Source organism: Thalassotalea mangrovi, from assembly GCF_005116735.1.
Classification (GTDB): domain Bacteria; phylum Pseudomonadota; class Gammaproteobacteria; order Enterobacterales; family Alteromonadaceae; genus Thalassotalea_A; species Thalassotalea_A mangrovi.
In genome coordinates this window covers 127745-145158 of sequence record NZ_SWDB01000009.1, presented here as the reverse complement: position 1 = coordinate 145158, position 17414 = coordinate 127745, and the positions used below count along the sequence as shown (strand labels likewise).

Sequence of the window (17414 nt, the reverse complement as noted above, 5' to 3'; positions counted from 1 at the left end):
ATTTTTAATGTTAGTTTTTGCCCATTAATACTTTACCCAACTGGGTAAATTCATCAATTAACCAGTTTAGCGCAACCCCCATAGCACCCTGGCTGTGCCAGATCATGTCGACGCAGTGGGGAAACGTCACCGTCTGGTGAGTCGTGGGCAATTTAATAAGCACGCCCGATTGTAAATCTTTTTCGATACTGGCAACGGGTAGTTCAGCCCAGCCAAAGCCATGTTTTACCCCTTCAATTAGCAAACTTGCATCATTGCTGTACCACACCGAGGTAGATAGCTCACTGTCAAAACGGCGGAAGCCGGTAACGGTATCGGTAATGCGTAAATGTCGGTAACTGGCAAGATCCTGAGGAGTCACTTGTGCAAATGTTGCCAGCGGATGCTGATTGCTGACGACGGTACAGTAATGGGCATGGGATATACCTCGAAATGCAAACTGTTGCGGGTAATCATCTTTAGAAAGGGCAATCGCCAGATTGGCCTTGCCCTCGCTGATCAGGTGGTAAGCATGCTGGTGCGGCGAGGTATATAGCAGTAACGAGGTATGAGGAAACTTTTGTTCAAACCGTGCCACTAAGGGCAGCAATTTGGCGTGGGGAATCGCAAAACTATCAATTGCAACGGCGATTTCCGGCTCGACTTCTTCCGCAAGGTTAGCAATTCGACTGGTCAGGTTATGGTGACTGTTCAATACCGCATTAATATCGTTTAGTAACGACAAGCCTTCCGGGGTCAATTTTGGTGAGCGACTGGACCTGTCAAACAGAGAAAAGCCAGCATCAATTTCCAGGTTCATAATGAGCCCTGAAATCGATGATTGCGCTTTACCGAGTTTACGGGCGGCAGCGGAAAAGCTCCCGGTTTCGACAGTCACTTTAAATGCCTGAAGTTGCTCTAATGATAACTGCATTGTCTTTCGCTTATTATTCTTGGTTTGTTAAAAACTAACCCGTTAAACCGGTTTAAACAATATCTTAAATACCCGCAAGTGGCATTTCTAAGCGTTTTTGATGAGGTCTTTTACCTATGACATGAATGAGTTAATACACAATTTTAATCCTAATAGCATGTTTTTAAATGAATTAATTTTTTATTTTCATGGGGTGTAACTGTGAGAATAATTTAAACCTCTTCATCTATCGCCTTAACCGATAGAAGATAATTTTACCTTTTACTAACAATCTTTAATTCTAACCTCATCCCAGATTTTCAGCTGCCGCGACTGACTGATAATCATGACAAAAAACGATAAAACACTAAGTTGAGGTTGAATATGTTGCCGTTCAATATCCGCAAATCGGCGTTGCTTGTCGCAACCGCCCTATTGACCAGTCAGGCCTATGCCGAAGAGCAAGCACCTGATAGCTCGCTTAAAGACGAAGCCAAAGATATGGAAGTTATTGAAGTAACGTCTCTGGGCCGTGAAAGCCTGGCCAGCAAAGTGCCATTAAACGTAACCGCGATGGGCGCTGAGGAGTTGCGCGCAAAAGGCATTACCGATATTAAAGATTTATTCGCCGATAGTGTTGAGATCAGTGCCCCCGGAAATGGCGCTCGTTTTAATCAATCGGTCACGGTGCGAGGCCTAAACGTTTCTGCGGTAAGGGCAACCAACCTCACCTATTTTGAACGCACTACCCTGGCTTATTACCTTGATGCTACCTCATTGCCACAAATGGGTTATCGCATTAAAGATGTTGAGCGGGTCGAAACCCTGCTTGGACCGCAAGGCACCTTATATGGCGGCGGTAGCTTAGGGGGGACGGTTCGCTACATTACCAACAAACCGGATGTTGAAGGCTTTACCTTTGACTTTAATACCAGCGTTTATCAGGTAAAAGAAGGTAGCCTGAGCCATGATACGGATATGACGTTTAACGTACCGTTAGGTGATACCGTAGCGGTACGGGCGAATATTTCCCGTCTTGATGATAATGGTTATGTCGACCGTTACAAGCAAGCTGTCTGGTGGACTGAAGACGAATATCGTAAAGGTAGTCCGGAAGGTGAGTTCTTTGAAGATGATGACTGGGAAGAGACCACTTCTGGCCGTATTCAGTTGATGTGGACGCCATCGGATACGTTCGATATAAACTTCTCGTATATCAAGCAGGATCAGACGGCACATGGTACGACTGCGGCAAGTCGTTGGGATGTCGGCGAGGCATGTGAAGCGTTTTACCCTGGCTCCGAGTGTCCTTACGTTGATCGTGAGGGCGCGCCATTACAATATGATCGCTATACCTTGCAGCGTGCCCATGAAGAATTTACCGACCGTGAATTTGAAATGTCTTCGGTGGAATTTAACTGGGACGTGGGCTTTGCCAATATTACCAGTTCGACCGCCTATTATGATCAAACCAGTGATGGCCAGGGGGATTATTTAAACTACGGTATTCTTTATTACAATGTGTTCGCCTTTATTCCAGGCCTTGGCTTTAATGATACTAATGAATCGGCATATGTTCTGTATGACAATTCTTATAGTGGTTTGGAACATGAGACGCGCTTTACCTCGGACGGCACCGGTGACTGGTCCTGGATTGCCGGCTTTTATTATTCTGACCGGGAAAGTAGCCTGAAATTCTGGGAGATTTATCCAACATTGGACCAGGCGATGATTGATGCCTGGGCATTTGACCCGGTAGCAGCGTACCCGGGACGACAATATATGGATTCCGGATATTTTGAGGATATTAACTCCAACTATGAAGAAATCGCCCTGTACGGAGAGTTGGATTATAAAGTCACTGAGGATTTGACGTTAACGGTGGGTGCCCGGGTATTTAACTGGGAAGATACGAATAACCGCAATATTTCTGACTATACCGGCTGGTTAGGTGTCGATGAGAAGACGACTACCAATAAAGGCACAGGCGAGTCGATTTTTAAATTCAATGCCGCCTACGATATTACCGATAACCAACTGGCCTATTTTACCGCATCTCAGGGCTTTAGGCGTGGTGGTACTAATAGCTATCGTGATGATGGTGATTTGATGGTTTCTGATCAGGCGCAGGTTTTCCAGCCAGATGAAACGACTAACTATGAGTTGGGCTATAAGGGCACCATGCTCGATGGCGACCTCTACTTTCAGGCTGGCATGTATTTCATCGAATGGGATGGCACCCAGACCTATAATAGTCAGAGTCTGTTTGGCTTCCCGTTAAATGGCACCAACAATGGTCCGGATGCCGAATCGAAAGGGATTGAGCTTCATGCCCGTTATAACATTACCGATAGCTGGACGGTAAAATGGGCAGCCGCTAATGCCAGTGCCGAGTTCGTTGAAACTAAGTCGCTTTGTATTTTCGAAGGTGATGAAAACACCCCGGGTAATCAGTGCCGTACCTGGTATGAAGGTGGTGAGTTGGGAGGAACCCCGGAATGGCGTCATAACTTAAGCGTGAACTACTATCAGGAACTGGGGGAAGGTGCGCTGGATGCGTCTTTCCGTGCCCGTTATGTCGGTGAGTTGTATTCAGACCGTGTCGATACAGCACCAGATGAAAACGGTAATTTAGAAGAGTTTCCACCGTTTAAGTTTGAATCTTACGTGCTTTACAACGCATCGATTGGTTATGCCATGGATAACTGGAAAGTCACTGCCTGGGTGGACAACATTACTAACGAAGATGCCCAGACATCCTATCACTTTGATGGTGGTCCATTCGGCTATAACACCATTTACGTCACACCAAGAACCATCGGCGTTAACTTCTCTTATAACTACTTCTAAATCGTAGGATAAGAGTTTCCTTCAATGTTGTAGTTTTTAAGGGCCTTCGGGCCCTTATTACATGGATGGATGTATGCCCGGATATCGCCATGGAGGGTGTGTATATCGAAAATGCCGGGAGCAATTTTTGATGAAGCCGCCTACACCCAATAAAAGGTTCAATTCTCAAGCCACTGTGTTTATTATCATTTTTATAGTCCAGAGGAAGTTATGACAACAACAATAAGTAAACACTCTCAGGCTTCTCAGGTTTTGACGAGCGGATTGAACTGGTCCGGGCGAATTGGCTACTTTGCCCTGCTTTGGGTTGCCATGATGGGTGCTGCGGTGACAACACTTATGCCGCTCATCCTTGGCGCATTCTCCGAGTCCGGTCTTTTCTCGGTACAACAGGTCGGCTGGTTAACATCGGCGGACGTGGCGGGAATTTTATTATCCAGTGCCTCGGCATTTTTATGGGTACGTAAGGTGCCCTGGAAGCCTGTCGTTGCCCTGACCCTTGCCGGGTTTATTGCCGCCAACGGCATTAGCACATCGCTGACCGATTTTACTTCCTTGCTGGTATGTCGTTTTGTCGCCGGATTATGTTGCGGCGTGAGCTATGCCATTGCCCTGGCAGCGCTGGGTGATCAAAACAATAGCGATAAAGCCTTCGGTGATGCGGTTACGCTGCAGGTGATATATGGCACAATAGGATTTGCGATATTGCCCTGGATTATTCAACACTGGGGTTATGCGGGGATATTTCAGTTTTTTAATATCAGTTTGTTGATTACCTTCGTGTTGGTGTGGGTTCAGTTCCCGAGAAACCAGCGAACATCTAGCCAGGAAAACACCAAAATTGCGGTTTCACCTGTCGCCTTAATCTTCTTTGCCATCGTCTGTTACTACTTTGCCCAAGGTTTGATTTGGGCGCACCTTGAGCGTATCGGTGATGCCCATGGCATTAGCAGTACAGATATCGGCCTTATTTTGTCTGCAGGTTTTGGCATTAGCGCCCTTGGTTCCTGGTTGTCTGGTCCTTTAGCGAAGAAAATTGGCCGTCCAGCATCCTTGTATCTAACCCTGGTTTTGCAGCTTGGGTGCATCGTCGCGCTTATGCTGATGAATCAAGCCAATGCCTGGATCATTTATGCCATCGCGACCGTGATTTATCAGATATTCTGGAGCTTTGTGGTGCCCATTATGATGGCGATATTTAACGATAGCGACAAATCCGGACGTTTAATTGTTTTTTGTATCAGCGCGTTTAAGCTTGGCCTTGTTGCCGGGCCACCAGTTGCCGGTTTTATCCTTGCCTCCCATTCGCAGTACCATGTTATTGTTATTGGTGCTATGGCAATTGTGGTAAGTATTGTCTGCTGCCATCTTGCCAGTAAACAAATCGCAAGCAGGACATAGCGCTATCTAATTGCAAATTAGACCGTTAATGGTTTGACATTAACCTGATGACTGGCAATGATGTCTGTTTTTAATCTGCAAATGAGTTCAAAATGAAAAAGCTAATCTTCGCATTGACAGCGATGCTTGTCATGATTTCGCCTTCCCAGGCCGAAGAAAAGTACAATCACTTCCCTGCCCTGGAGTCTCCGGATACCGCAACAGCACTATGCAATATTCGAAATTTTAATGAAAAGCTGAATGCCCTGACCAGCAAAAAAACGTTAACCGCAGAAGATATGGTTAAGGTGCATGAATTAACCTATACACTGGAAAATGCGGTGATGCGGTTGCAACAAGACCTGGATGCCATTGCCGTGGACTTAGAAAAAGTACATAAAGCGTCAGAACAATTGGACGCCGCGACGATTAAAGACAGCGGTGAGAAATATCTAACGGCGACCGGGCTTATCCTTGATCCCAAAAGTTGTCAGTAACCTGCCCTGACTCGTAAATCAGGGAGCGATGACGTTCCCTGCAAATCTGCTTATTTACACTGTTCAGCATCGAGGCACAATCCGGCAACCTTAAATTGTGAATAGGATCTTATCAATATTGCCTTGTTTCTATATATGTTGGCTTAAGCCCGTGTTTCTCAGTCCTGATAAGGGCGCAGCAGGTAGTTGAAAATTAATCATTTATTGATTTATTGCAAAAGTCTGGCTTGTTTCAAAATGAATCGTTAAGCTTTTCAGCGAACGAGTAGAGAAGCGCTTGTGAGATCTTTCCTTTTCGGCTGATAAATAACGTCAACCCCCCAGATTTCCTGAAGTTTTGCGTGTTAATTTGTTGAGATTTTGCATACGTATGCAACACTTAAATGCATTACATACGTATGCATATGTTTGCTACCAAAGCTTAAATTAACGACACTTACTGCCAGAATTATAAATTTGCCTGAAATTTAAGCAGTTGTTGCAATTGAATTTGTTATGACTGAATTATCGTCCGCATGCTGGACAGATTCGATTACCAAAAGAGAAAAGTTTTACTATGGCGACAGCAACGAAAAAACCGTTAACCGCAGCGCAATTCAAAACCAAGGTTCTTCATCACCTGAACTTTACCTCCAGTGAAGTTGACTTTCAGGACAACCCATCGGCCGTTTTGCGAGCAGTGTGTCTGGCAGTGAATGAAGTTGTCTACGAGAAACTGAAAGAAACCAATGCCGCTCACACTGAGCAAAAAGCTCGCTCAGTAAACTACCTGTCCCTTGAATACCTGATGGGACGCATGCTTTCCAATAACCTGCATAACCTTAACCTGTTCGACATCGCCCAAAAAGCGGTTGCCGATCTTGGCTTTGAACTGGAAGATATTTTTGAAGAAGGTCATGACCTGGCACTTGGTAATGGTGGCCTTGGCCGTCTTGCTGCCTGTTTCTTAGATTCACTGGCGACCCTGGATTATAACGCTGTAGGTTACGGCATCCATTATCAACATGGCCTGTTTGAGCAACAGTTCCACAAATGTCGTCAAATTGAAACCCCGGATGAATGGCGTGAATATGGTAACCCTTGGGAAGTCTGTCGCCCGGAAGCGGTACAGGAAATCCCATTATTTGGTTCTGTAGAAACCCAGGCACAGGTAGATGGTAGCGTTAAGAAGATCTGGCATCCTGGACAGATCATCAAAGGGGTTCCATGGGATGTGCCGATCGTCGGTTATAACTCAAAAACCGTAAATGTATTGCGTTTATGGGAGTCTCGTGCCTGTAGTCATTTTGACTGGGACCAGTTTAACGCGGGTGCTTACCAGGATGCTCATAGCGCCCAGAACCAGGCGGAAACCATTTCGAAAGTATTGTATCCAAATGACGAAACCGAAGCCGGTAAAGAGTTACGTTTCATTCAGCAGTACTTCTTCTGTGCCTGTTCTATTAAAGACATTATTAAGCGCTATCAGAAACAATACGGTGACGACTGGTCAGAATTCGCCAATCAGACCGTAATCCAGTTAAACGACACGCATCCGACCATCGCGATTCTGGAATTAATGCGTACCCTGATGGATGATTACGATTTCAACTGGGATAACGCCTGGGCTATGTGTCGTCAGGTATTTGCCTACACCAACCACACCCTGCTTCCTGAAGCATTGGAAAAGTGGGCTGTGTCCATGTTCGAACGTGTACTGCCGCGTCACCTGGAAATCCTCTATGCCATCAATGAGCAGTTCCTGAATCATGAAGTGGCTCGCATGTGGCCTGGTGACGTACAGATGCGCGCGCGCCTGTCGTTGATTGAAGAAGGCCAGCAAAAAATGGTCCGCATGGCCCATCTTTGTGTAGTGACATCTTTTAAAGTCAATGGTGTGGCGCAGATTCACTCTGACTTAGTGCAATCTGATTTGTTCCCGGAATTTAACAAGTTATATCCAGGCAAACTGACCAATGTTACCAATGGTGTCACTCCGCGTCGCTGGTTGAAAGCCTGTAACCCGAAACTGTCTAAGCTGTTAGATACAGTAGTGAAAAACGACTGGGCGAAAGAACTTTCCAGCCTTAACGCCGTTGCTGAATATGCTGATGATGCCAAATTCCAGAAGAAATTCATGGATATTAAGCATGAGAACAAAGTAAAGCTTGCTGGCGAAATTCATAAGCTGACCGGCGTAGAGGTTAACCCTGAAGCGATTTTCGATGTCCAGATCAAGCGTTTGCATGAGTACAAGCGTCAACATCTGAATTTCCTGCACATTCTCGGCTTGTATCGTCGCCTTCTGGAAAATCCGGATTACGATATGCATCCACGGGTATTCATCTTTGGTGCCAAAGCGGCTCCGGGTTATTACCTGGCCAAAGAAATTATCTATGCCATCAACAAAGTGGCGGAGCGTATTAACAACGACGCTCGCATTAAAGACAAACTGAAAGTGGTATTCCTGCCGAACTACCGCGTTACCCTTGCCGAAAAAATCATTCCGGCAGCCGATGTTTCTGAACAAATCTCTACCGCAGGTAAAGAAGCTTCAGGTACCGGTAATATGAAGTTAGCGCTTAATGGTGCGGTTACCATTGGTACCCTTGACGGGGCTAACGTAGAAATCGCTGAAGAAGTGGGTGATGACAACATCTTTATCTTTGGTAACACGGTTGACCAGATTAAAGCGATGAAGGTGGCGGGTTACAATCCGTGGCAGTTTTATGAAGCGAATGAGGAATTAAAAGACGTCATCGACTGGTTACGTGGTGACTTCTTTACCCCGGGTAAGCCTGGCGAGTTGGGTGCGATTGCCCACAGCCTGCTCGAAGGTGGTGACCCATATCGCGTACTTGCCGATTATGACGATTATGCCCGCGCTCAAGAAGCGTTGGATGTGGCCTATAAGGACAGCAAACGCTGGGCTCGCATGGCAATTTTAAATACCGCTAAAATGGGTAAATTTACGTCGGACCGTTCGATTCAGGATTACGTTAACAATATCTGGAAATTAACGCCGATTAAGTAAACAGCCGCAGGCTGCAGGTGATAGGCGACGAGTTTATGTCACTTTTGCGTTGCAGCCTTGCTGATAGTGTTAAGCAAAAGCCGTAGTATTTTTATGCTGGGGCTTTTGTTGTATCAGCCGATAAATAAACGGATACGCTGGTGTAATTGATTGAATTGGTCGCCATTGAGGTAACCGGGATAAAAGAGTTGAAGGAACAGTAAATCATGCATGAACATAACCAGGCACTGAATAACGCCGAGCACGCTAACCCATTTAGTTTTTTAGGGATGCAAACTAATGAAAAAGGTTATCTGCAGTTCAATGTATTTATCCCCTGGGCCGATGACGTGGCGGTAATTGATCGTAAATCCGGTAAAGTGGTGGCGACACTTGAGCGCATCAGTGACCAGGGGCTGTTCAGTAAAACTACCCGTCGTAAAAACACATTTTCCTATCAATTACAGGTTACCAGTCAGGACAGTAAACGCGTTATTGATGACCCTTTTTCCTTTGGTTGTGTGCTCGGTGAAATGGACACCCACTTATTTATCGAAGGAAGCCATAAACATTTGTACCAGAAATTAGGTGCGCATTGTATTCAACATCAAGGTGTGGCCGGAGTCAGCTTTGCGGTATGGGCACCCAATGCCAGCCATGTCGCTGTAGTTGGTGATTTTAACGACTGGGATGGTCGTTGCCATCCGATGCGTAAATTATTAAATTGCGGTATCTGGGAGATTTTCATTCCTCATCAGAGTGCTCGTCATCCCCTGCAGCCAGGTTGTCACTACAAATACGAAATAAAAGACGCTGACGGTAATCTATTGCCTCTCAAAGCTGACCCGATGGGCCTGCAGGCGCAATATCGCCCGGATACGTCGTCAGTGGTCAACGGCGAAGCGGCATTTGACTGGGCTGATAACCAGTGGATGACTAGCCGCGAAGCGATGAATAATCGACATGCGCCGATCAGCATCTATGAAGTGCATTTAGGTTCCTGGCAGCGTGATGAACATAATGAGTTTTTAAATTATCGACAAATTGCGGAACGACTCATTCCATATGTTCAGGATCTTGGTTTTACCCATATTCAGTTGATGCCGGTCAGTGAGCACCCGTTCGATGGTTCCTGGGGCTATCAACCGGTAGGTTTGTTTGCTCCGACGGCGCGTTTCGGTAGTCCGGATGACTTTAAATTCTTTATCGATCAGTGTCACCAGGCTGGCCTCGGGGTATTAATCGACTGGGTACCCGGACACTTCCCGGTGGACGATCATGGGCTGGTGCGTTTTGACGGTACCTGTCTTTATGAACATGAAGATCCACGCAAAGGCTTTCATCCGGACTGGAACACCCTGATTTATAACTATGGTCGTACCGAAGTTGCTAATTTCCTGCGTGCCAGCGCTACCCACTGGCTGGAAAACTATCATATTGATGGCGTTCGGGTCGATGCAGTAGCGTCGATGTTATATCTCGATTATTCGCGCAATGAGGGTGAATGGGTAGCCAATCAGTTTGGTGGTAACGAGAACCTCGAAGCGGTCGATTTCCTGAAACGATTCAACGAAGAATTATATAGTGATTATCCCGGTGCCTTTTCGGTAGCTGAGGAATCCACTTCATGGCCGGGGGTATCTAAGCCGACCGATATGGGAGGCCTGGGCTTTGGTTTCAAGTGGAACATGGGCTGGATGAACGATACCCTGCAATACATGGGGCGCGATCCTATTCACCGTAAGTTCCATCATAATGAAATCAGCTTTGGCTTGGTCTATGCCTTCGATGAAAACTTCGTTTTGCCATTAAGCCATGATGAAGTGGTACATGGTAAAGGCTCCATTCTTGCTCGTATGCCAGGGGATGACTGGCAGCGATTTGCCAACCTGCGCGCCTATTATGGCTTTATGTGGACCCACCCAGGTAAAAAACTGATGTTTATGGGCTGTGAATTTGCCCAGCAGAATGAGTGGAATTATCAACAATCCCTGGATTGGCATTTACTGGAACATGAGCCGCATCAGGGCGTGCAACGGATGATCCGCGATCTGAACCGTCTTTATAAAAATACCCCGGCTCTGCATCAGCAAGATTGTCAGCATCAGGGCTTCGACTGGATTGATTATCAAAATGCTGAGCAATCCATTTTCAGCTATGTGCGCTATGGTGAGGAAGGAACCAATCCGCTATTGGTGGTGGTTAATTTTACCCCCGCTGTGCACCATGAATTTCGCGTTGGTACCCCGATTGCCGCCGAACACAAAGAAATATTTAACTCAGATGCAGCCATCTATGGTGGTAGTAATGTCGGCAACCCGGGGTCTGTGTATCCGACTGATACGCCATGGCAGGGCCAGGCACAGTCGCTGAGTATTACCGTACCGCCACTGTCTGCCGTGGTGTTTGAGATCCTTGGCTAATGCGTAAATTAAAGGCTGGAAAACCTTATCCTCTGGGTGCCACATTTGATGGTCAGGGGACTAATTTTGCCTTGTTTAGTGCGCATGCCAGTAAAGTAGAATTGTGTCTGTTTGATGCGACGACTGAGCAAGAGCTGGAGCGCATTGAGCTTTGCGAGTATACCGATGAAGTCTGGCATGTATATTTACCCGATGTAAAACCCGGCTGCCTTTATGGTTACCGCGTTCATGGGCCCTATGAACCCCATTCCGGACACCGGTTTAATCCAGCGAAGCTGCTACTCGACCCTTACGCCAAACAATTAAGCCGCAGTTTTACCTGGTCTAATAAACACTTTGGTTATGATCCACAAAGTCGTCAGCAGGATTTGATTATTGATCTTCGCGACAATAGTGACGTTATGCCTAAATGTGTGGTCAGTGAAACCATTAAAGGCCTGGGTAACCATATTCAAATCGCCGATCATGACACCATCATCTACGAGGCACACGTTAAGGGCTTTACCCAGAATCACCCTCATATTGATGCTGAAATGCGCGGGACTTTCAAGGCGCTGGGCCAGCCAGAGGCGATCCAGTATTTCAAAGACCTGGGGGTTACCAGTGTTGAACTGCTGCCGGTACAGGGCTTTTTTGATGAGTCTTTTCTTCGCGAAAAGGGATTGAAAAACTACTGGGGTTATAACTCAATCGCGTTTTTCGCACCGGAACCCAGATACTGTCATCAGAACCAGCTGGTCGAATTTCAGCAAATGGTTGAGAACTTCCACCAGGCAGGACTGCAGGTTATTCTCGATGTGGTATACAACCACACCGCCGAAGGCAATCATCTCGGGCCGACCTATTGTTTTAAGGGCATTGATAACCTCAGTTACTATCGTCTTGAACAGGAAGATAAGCGCTTTTATATCAACCACTCTGGTTGCGGAAATACCCTGAATTTAAATCATCCCAGGGTGTTGCAACTGGTGATGGATAGTTTGCGTTACTGGGTTGATGTGATGGGCGTAGATGGTTTTCGCTTCGACCTGGCACCGATTCTCGGGCGCAAAGACTATCAGGGCAACGACAGCTTTTATCAGCATGCCAGTTTCTTTGCAGCCCTGCGTCAGGATCCAACGCTCGCTAATGTAAAATTAATTGCCGAACCCTGGGATATCGGCCACGGTGGTTATCAGCTTGGACACTTTCCCAGCGGCTGGCTGGAGTGGAATGATCGCTTTCGCGATTCGGTGCGCCGATTCTGGCGCGGTGACGATGGCATGATCCCGGAGCTGGCGAGGCGCTTGCATGGCAGTGCCGACATATTTGAACATCACGGCCGCCGGCCCTATGCCAGTGTCAATATGGTGACCAGTCACGATGGTTACACCCTGCATGATTTGGTCACCTATGAAAAACGCCATAATCACGCCAATGGCGAGGAGAATCGCGACGGTCACAACCATAATTATTCACGCAATTATGGGGCTGAGGGGGAAACCGATGACAGTGAAATCATCCAGCTCAGGCAGCAGCAAAAGCGCAATATCCTCGCGACCTTATTTTTAAGCCAGGGCACGCCAATGCTGCTTGCCGGTGACGAAGTTAACCACAGTCAGTGGGGCAACAACAACGCCTATTGCCAGGATAACGAAATGACCTGGCTGAACTGGCACTGTTTAACCGATACCGGTTCGGCCAATTGCGATGCCGACCAGCAACAGTTGCAGTTTGTGCAAAAGTTGATTCAGCTGCGTAAGCTGCATCCGCTGTTAAACCGATTAAATTACCAGCATGGTTTGCAGGTTTCGGCCAAGACCGGACTGCAGGATCTAAGCTGGTTTAACTGTCATGGTGAACCTATGACAGAGGACAACTGGCACAATAAAGCGCTCAAATGTTTCGCCATGATGCTGGCGGAAACCGAGGCGTTTGAGCCGGACTCGACTCAGGATGGAGTCCAGGATGATGCATTATTGATTATCTTTAATGCCCATAAACATACCAGTCGATTCCAGCTCCCCAAATTACCGGGGCGCTGGACGCGCATCATTAATACAGCCGAGCCGGAGCACAGTCTTGCCTGCATGCTTACTGCCGCAACTCAGCAGTCCATTGATACGGCCTTAATCGATATTGCCGCATACAGCTGCTCGGTACTTACTTACAGCCAATATGATACTCAGGAATTAAATTTATGACGCCTTTACAACAGTTAGCCGATATTGTCGGTTTTCATCCAAGTTATAAGGATTGTTATGGCAACATGGTTCATGCCAACCAGGAGGCTTTGCAGGCGTTGCTGCAGGCAATGGGGTATGATTTAAGCTCGGACGTGGCGATTCTGGCCGCTGCCCAGGAACTGAAAAACAAATCCTGGTTAACCTTACTGCCAGCGATGTCGATGATCAAATCGGAAGCATCGCAGCATACCGTGACCTTAAGTGTTGCCGCTCAGGATGTCGCCCAGACTATTAGCTGGCAAATCACTCTGGAAAGCGGTGAAGTGCTCAATGGCACCCAGGCACTGTCAGAACTGAACAAACTTGATGAGCAGGACGTTGAAGGCGAGTTGTATCAGAAGCTGACCCTGGTGCTACCGCACGTTGAAGAAGGTTATCACCAGCTAGCCGTTGAGCTTGATGGACTGAACTCTACCGGGCATCTAATCGTTGCCCCGAAAACCTGTTACAGCCCGAACGAAGCAGCAGACTATCGGATGTGGGGCCTGGCGGCCCAGCTTTATTCTTTAAAGTCTGATAATAGCTGGGGCATGGGCGATTTTGGTGACTTGAAATCTCTGGTAGAGCAGTCGGCGAAACGCGGCGTTACTGCCATTGGTTTAAATCCATTACATCCGCTTTACCCGAATAATCCGGGACATATCAGCCCATATTCGCCTACCAGTCGCTGCTTTTTAAATACCCTGTATATTGATGTCACGGCAGTCCCTAACTTTAGCAGCTGCGAGGCCGCTCAGGATGTGGTTAACAGTGATGATTTCCAACAGCAGGTTGCTCAGGCCAATGGCCATGAATTTATCGATTATCCTCATGCCGCGCATCTGAAATATCAGGTATTGGAATTGCTGTATCAGGACTTTATCACTGAGCATTTAGACAAAGGCACGGATGTTGCGAAGCAATACCAGGCATTTTGCGATGCCATGGGTGACGACTTATTTGAGCTGGCCACCTTTGATGCCTTGTATGAACACTTCCGCAAGCTTGATTTCCATGCCTATGGCTGGAAGAAATGGCCTGTTGAATATCAGGACCCGCATAGCCCGGAAGTGGAGCAATTTAAGCTCGATCATGCTGAACGTATCGGCTATTTCCAGTTTCTGCAGTGGCAGGCCGATGCACAAATTGGTGCGGCGGCAAGCGCAGCCAAGGCCAATGATATGCCGGTTGGCCTGTACATGGACTTAGCGGTAGGTTGTGATGGCAGCGGCGCGGAAGTCTGGGCTGATAAGCACAGCTATGTATCTGGTGCTGCGGTTGGCGCGCCACCGGATGCGATGAATACCTTAGGCCAGGATTGGGGGTTAACGCCGATCAATCCGGTTGCTTTGCAGGAACAAGGCTATTTACCGCTGGTGAAAGCCCTACGCAGCAATATGCGCCATGCTGGTGCCCTGCGTATCGATCACGTTTTGGGATTGATGCGTCAATACTGGGTAGCGCCGGGCATGCGTGCCGATCAGGGCATTTATATTACCTTCCCGCTCGATGAAATTTTCCGCATTATTGCGCTGGAATCGCGTCGCAACCAATGTGTGGTGATCGGTGAAGACCTGGGCAATGTGCCGGAAGGGTTTGGTGAAATCATGGCGGAAGCTGGCCTGCTTTCTTATAAAGTGCTGTTTTTCGAGCGCTGGGATTCTGGCTTGTTCTTCCGTCCGGAGCTTTACCCAGAGCAGTCAATGGTCACCGTTTCTACCCATGATCTATCAACCATGGCCGGTTGGTGGACCGGTAACGACCTGAAATGGCGTCAGGAGCTTAACCTGTATCCTAATGAACAAATGGGCGTAGATGAGCGCAATGGTCGGGTAACCGATCGTGAGCAGTTATTGGCCGCTCTTGAGCATGAAGGTGTCTTGCATGCGGATGAGTTCCCGGGCATGGCGCCAGCGACCATGAATAATGCGCTATCGCGCGCCGTTCAGGCGTTTTTGGCCAAAGCCCCGAGTCGTATCCTGCTGGTGCCACTGGAAGATGCCTTGGGACTGCATGAACAGGTGAATATACCAGGTACTGTTGATGAACATCCGAACTGGCGTCGTCGGATGCCAATCACGATTGAGGAGTTCTGGCAGCATGTTGACATGAACAACCTGGTAGAAGTGATGAACAACGAGCGTCCAAAGGGATAATTGGACTAGCATTTTGAAGCCCATGCTTTGGCATGGGCCTGGATTATACATTGAACTCAATGGGGAGAGGGAAAATGTCAGCAATGAAAGTTACTAACAATATGATAAAAAATACCTTAAAACTGGCGGTAGCCAGTGCCTTCGTAACAGGTATCGCCGCCTGTTCTTCGGAAAAAAGTGAGTCGGTCGATATTATCGAATCGTCACCGGCGGTTGAATGGCATAAAGTGTCGGCCCAGAACCTGGCGCCATATCAGCAACGCGATGTACGTGATGAAGTGTTTTATTTCGTCATGCCGGACCGTTTTGAAAATGGCGATGTTAATAATGACAATGGTTCAACAACTAAGCTTGAATCCCGCGGCGGCTTTGATCAAACCAACACCGGTTATTACCATGGTGGCGATCTGCAAGGCCTGCAAAACAAACTGCCATACTTGCATGAAATGGGAATTACCTCAATCTGGATGACGCCAATTATGCGTAACCAGGCAGTGCAACATGATGGCAGTGGCTACCATGGCTACTGGGTTGTCGATTTTACTGAAATCGACCCGCATCTGGGTACCAACGAAGACCTGAAAACCTTTATTGAAGAAGCGCATAAACTCAATATTAAAGTTTTCTTTGATATTATCGCCAACCACACCGCCGATGTGATCAAATACAAAGAATGTCATGGTGAAGATGGCAAGCAATGGCTCGGTGAAACCGTTGGCCTTTGCGATTACAAGACATTAGAACAGGTCGCCGCCGGCGATGCATATACCCCATTTGTGATGCCGGGTAGCGAAGACATTAAAGTGCCGGCCTGGTTAAACGACCCTAAGTACTATCACAACCAGGGCGACAGCACCTGGGAGGGTGAAAGTGCCGTTTATGGCGATTTTGCCGGCTTGGACGATATTGATACCGATAATCCATACGTGGTGCAGGGCATGATCGATATCTTCAAAGATGTGATCACGGAATTTAAACCGGATGGCTTCAGAATCGATACGGTTAAACATGTGAATATCGAATTCTGGCAGGAGTTTTCTCCGGCGCTTGTTGAACATGCTAAAGCTCAGGGAATTCCACAATTCTTTATGTTTGGTGAGGTTTACTCTGCCGATCCTGAGTATTTGAGCCAGTTCACCACCACAGGCAACCTGCAGTCGATTCTTGATTTTGGTTTCCAGAGCGCCGTGCAGGCAACTCTGGTTGACCAACAGGGCACCGACGTAATGGCTAAGCTATTTGAAGCGGATCGCTTTTATCAAGATGAAGATTCCGATGCCAGCATGTTGGTTAACTTTACCGGCAACCATGATATGGGCCGTTTTGCTTACCTGTTAAAAAGCAAGCACCCGGATATGAGCGAGTCAGAAGCGCTGGCGCGCATCAAGTTATCCAATGCCCTGATGTATTTCTCCCGTGGTATTCCGGTCGTTTACTATGGCGATGAACAAGGCTTTGTTGGAGATGGCCATGATCGCGATTCGCGTCAGGATATGATGCCATCGAAAGTACCTTCTTATAACGATGATGACTTGTTGGGTACCGATGCGACCACAGCGGATGCAAACTTCGATCAGGAACACATTCTGTATAAAGATTTGACCTATCTGGCCAGCGTCTATCAGCAGCATCCGGGGTTGCGTATCAGTGAGCAGGAAACCCTGTATTCGCAGGATAGCCCGGGTATCCTGGCATTCACCCGCACCACGGATACGGAACAATATTTGTTGGTATTTAATACCGCATTGGAAGATCAGCAACAAAGCTTTGATATGCCGTTAGCCGGTTATGAACCAGTTGTAGTTGCCAAGGATAAAACCGAAAAAGACAGTAAGGTGACGATTAACCTGGCACCACTGAGCTTTGCGATATACAAAGCCGAAGCCGCAAACTAAAGTCTTTTGATTTAACGAAAAACACCTGGCATTGACCAGGTGTTTTTGTTTCTGCTTGTACCTATTCCATTAAGTTCTTGCACAACTCAGGCAGAGGTTGATTTGCAACATAGATTTCATTGATA

The 17414-nt window shown here is 47.3% G+C and carries 9 protein-coding genes; 8 read left to right on the top strand and 1 reads right to left on the bottom strand.

The features are described 5' to 3' along the window. Positions 1–10 precede the first annotated feature (10 nt). Positions 11–913, bottom strand: coding sequence for a LysR family transcriptional regulator (locus E8M12_RS04770; RefSeq protein WP_136734946.1), 903 nt, complete (start codon positions 911–913; stop codon positions 11–13). A gap of 363 nt (positions 914–1276) precedes the next feature. On the opposite strand from E8M12_RS04770, the gene E8M12_RS04765 reads away from it, so the two are divergent. From E8M12_RS04765 to E8M12_RS04730, 8 genes are all read left to right on the top strand, one after another. Then, complete coding sequence (locus E8M12_RS04765; protein ID WP_136734945.1) at positions 1277–3742, top strand: TonB-dependent receptor; 2466 nt, start codon at positions 1277–1279, stop codon at positions 3740–3742. A gap of 210 nt (positions 3743–3952) precedes the next feature. After that, a complete protein-coding gene (locus E8M12_RS04760) occupies positions 3953–5143 on the top strand; it encodes an MFS transporter (RefSeq protein ID WP_136734944.1) in 1191 nt (396 codons plus the stop codon). A gap of 92 nt (positions 5144–5235) precedes the next feature. Continuing rightward, positions 5236–5619: a DUF6746 family protein gene (locus tag E8M12_RS04755; protein ID WP_136734943.1), complete on the top strand. Its 384-nt coding sequence runs from the start codon at positions 5236–5238 to the stop codon at positions 5617–5619. Between the two features lie 556 nt (positions 5620–6175). Further along, positions 6176–8632 (top strand): glycogen/starch/alpha-glucan phosphorylase, encoded by a 2457-nt coding sequence (locus tag E8M12_RS04750; protein ID WP_136734942.1) that lies wholly within the window; start codon positions 6176–6178, stop codon positions 8630–8632. A 206-nt stretch (positions 8633–8838) separates the two neighbouring features. After that, positions 8839–11034, top strand: a complete 2196-nt coding sequence (glgB, locus tag E8M12_RS04745; RefSeq protein WP_136734941.1) for a 1,4-alpha-glucan branching protein GlgB — start codon at positions 8839–8841, stop codon at positions 11032–11034. Beyond that, complete coding sequence (glgX, locus tag E8M12_RS04740) at positions 11034–13217, top strand: glycogen debranching protein GlgX (protein WP_136734940.1); 2184 nt, start codon at positions 11034–11036, stop codon at positions 13215–13217. The genes glgB and glgX overlap by 1 nt, the downstream gene beginning before the upstream one ends. Continuing rightward, on the top strand, positions 13214–15394 hold the full coding sequence (gene malQ / locus E8M12_RS04735) for a 4-alpha-glucanotransferase (protein ID WP_136734939.1): 2181 nt from the start codon (positions 13214–13216) through the stop codon (positions 15392–15394). The genes glgX and malQ overlap by 4 nt, the downstream gene beginning before the upstream one ends. Positions 15395–15468: 74 nt before the next feature. Further along, positions 15469–17289 (top strand): alpha-amylase family glycosyl hydrolase, encoded by a 1821-nt coding sequence (locus tag E8M12_RS04730; RefSeq protein ID WP_169303037.1) that lies wholly within the window; start codon positions 15469–15471, stop codon positions 17287–17289. The last annotated feature ends 125 nt before the right edge of the window (positions 17290–17414 follow it).

Excerpts from the sequence above, each read along its gene's own strand:
- E8M12_RS04770 (WP_136734946.1), bottom strand. The coding sequence starts at position 913 with ATGCAGTTATCATTAGAGCAACTTCAGGCATTTAAAGTGACTGTCGAA.
- E8M12_RS04765 (WP_136734945.1), top strand. The coding sequence starts at position 1,277 with ATGTTGCCGTTCAATATCCGCAAATCGGCGTTGCTTGTCGCAACCGCC.
- E8M12_RS04760 (WP_136734944.1), top strand. The coding sequence starts at position 3,953 with ATGACAACAACAATAAGTAAACACTCTCAGGCTTCTCAGGTTTTGACG.
- E8M12_RS04755 (WP_136734943.1), top strand. The coding sequence starts at position 5,236 with ATGAAAAAGCTAATCTTCGCATTGACAGCGATGCTTGTCATGATTTCG.
- E8M12_RS04750 (WP_136734942.1), top strand. The coding sequence starts at position 6,176 with ATGGCGACAGCAACGAAAAAACCGTTAACCGCAGCGCAATTCAAAACC.
- glgB (WP_136734941.1), top strand. The coding sequence starts at position 8,839 with ATGCATGAACATAACCAGGCACTGAATAACGCCGAGCACGCTAACCCA.
- glgX (WP_136734940.1), top strand. The coding sequence starts at position 11,034 with ATGCGTAAATTAAAGGCTGGAAAACCTTATCCTCTGGGTGCCACATTT.
- malQ (WP_136734939.1), top strand. The coding sequence starts at position 13,214 with ATGACGCCTTTACAACAGTTAGCCGATATTGTCGGTTTTCATCCAAGT.
- E8M12_RS04730 (WP_169303037.1), top strand. The coding sequence starts at position 15,469 with ATGTCAGCAATGAAAGTTACTAACAATATGATAAAAAATACCTTAAAA.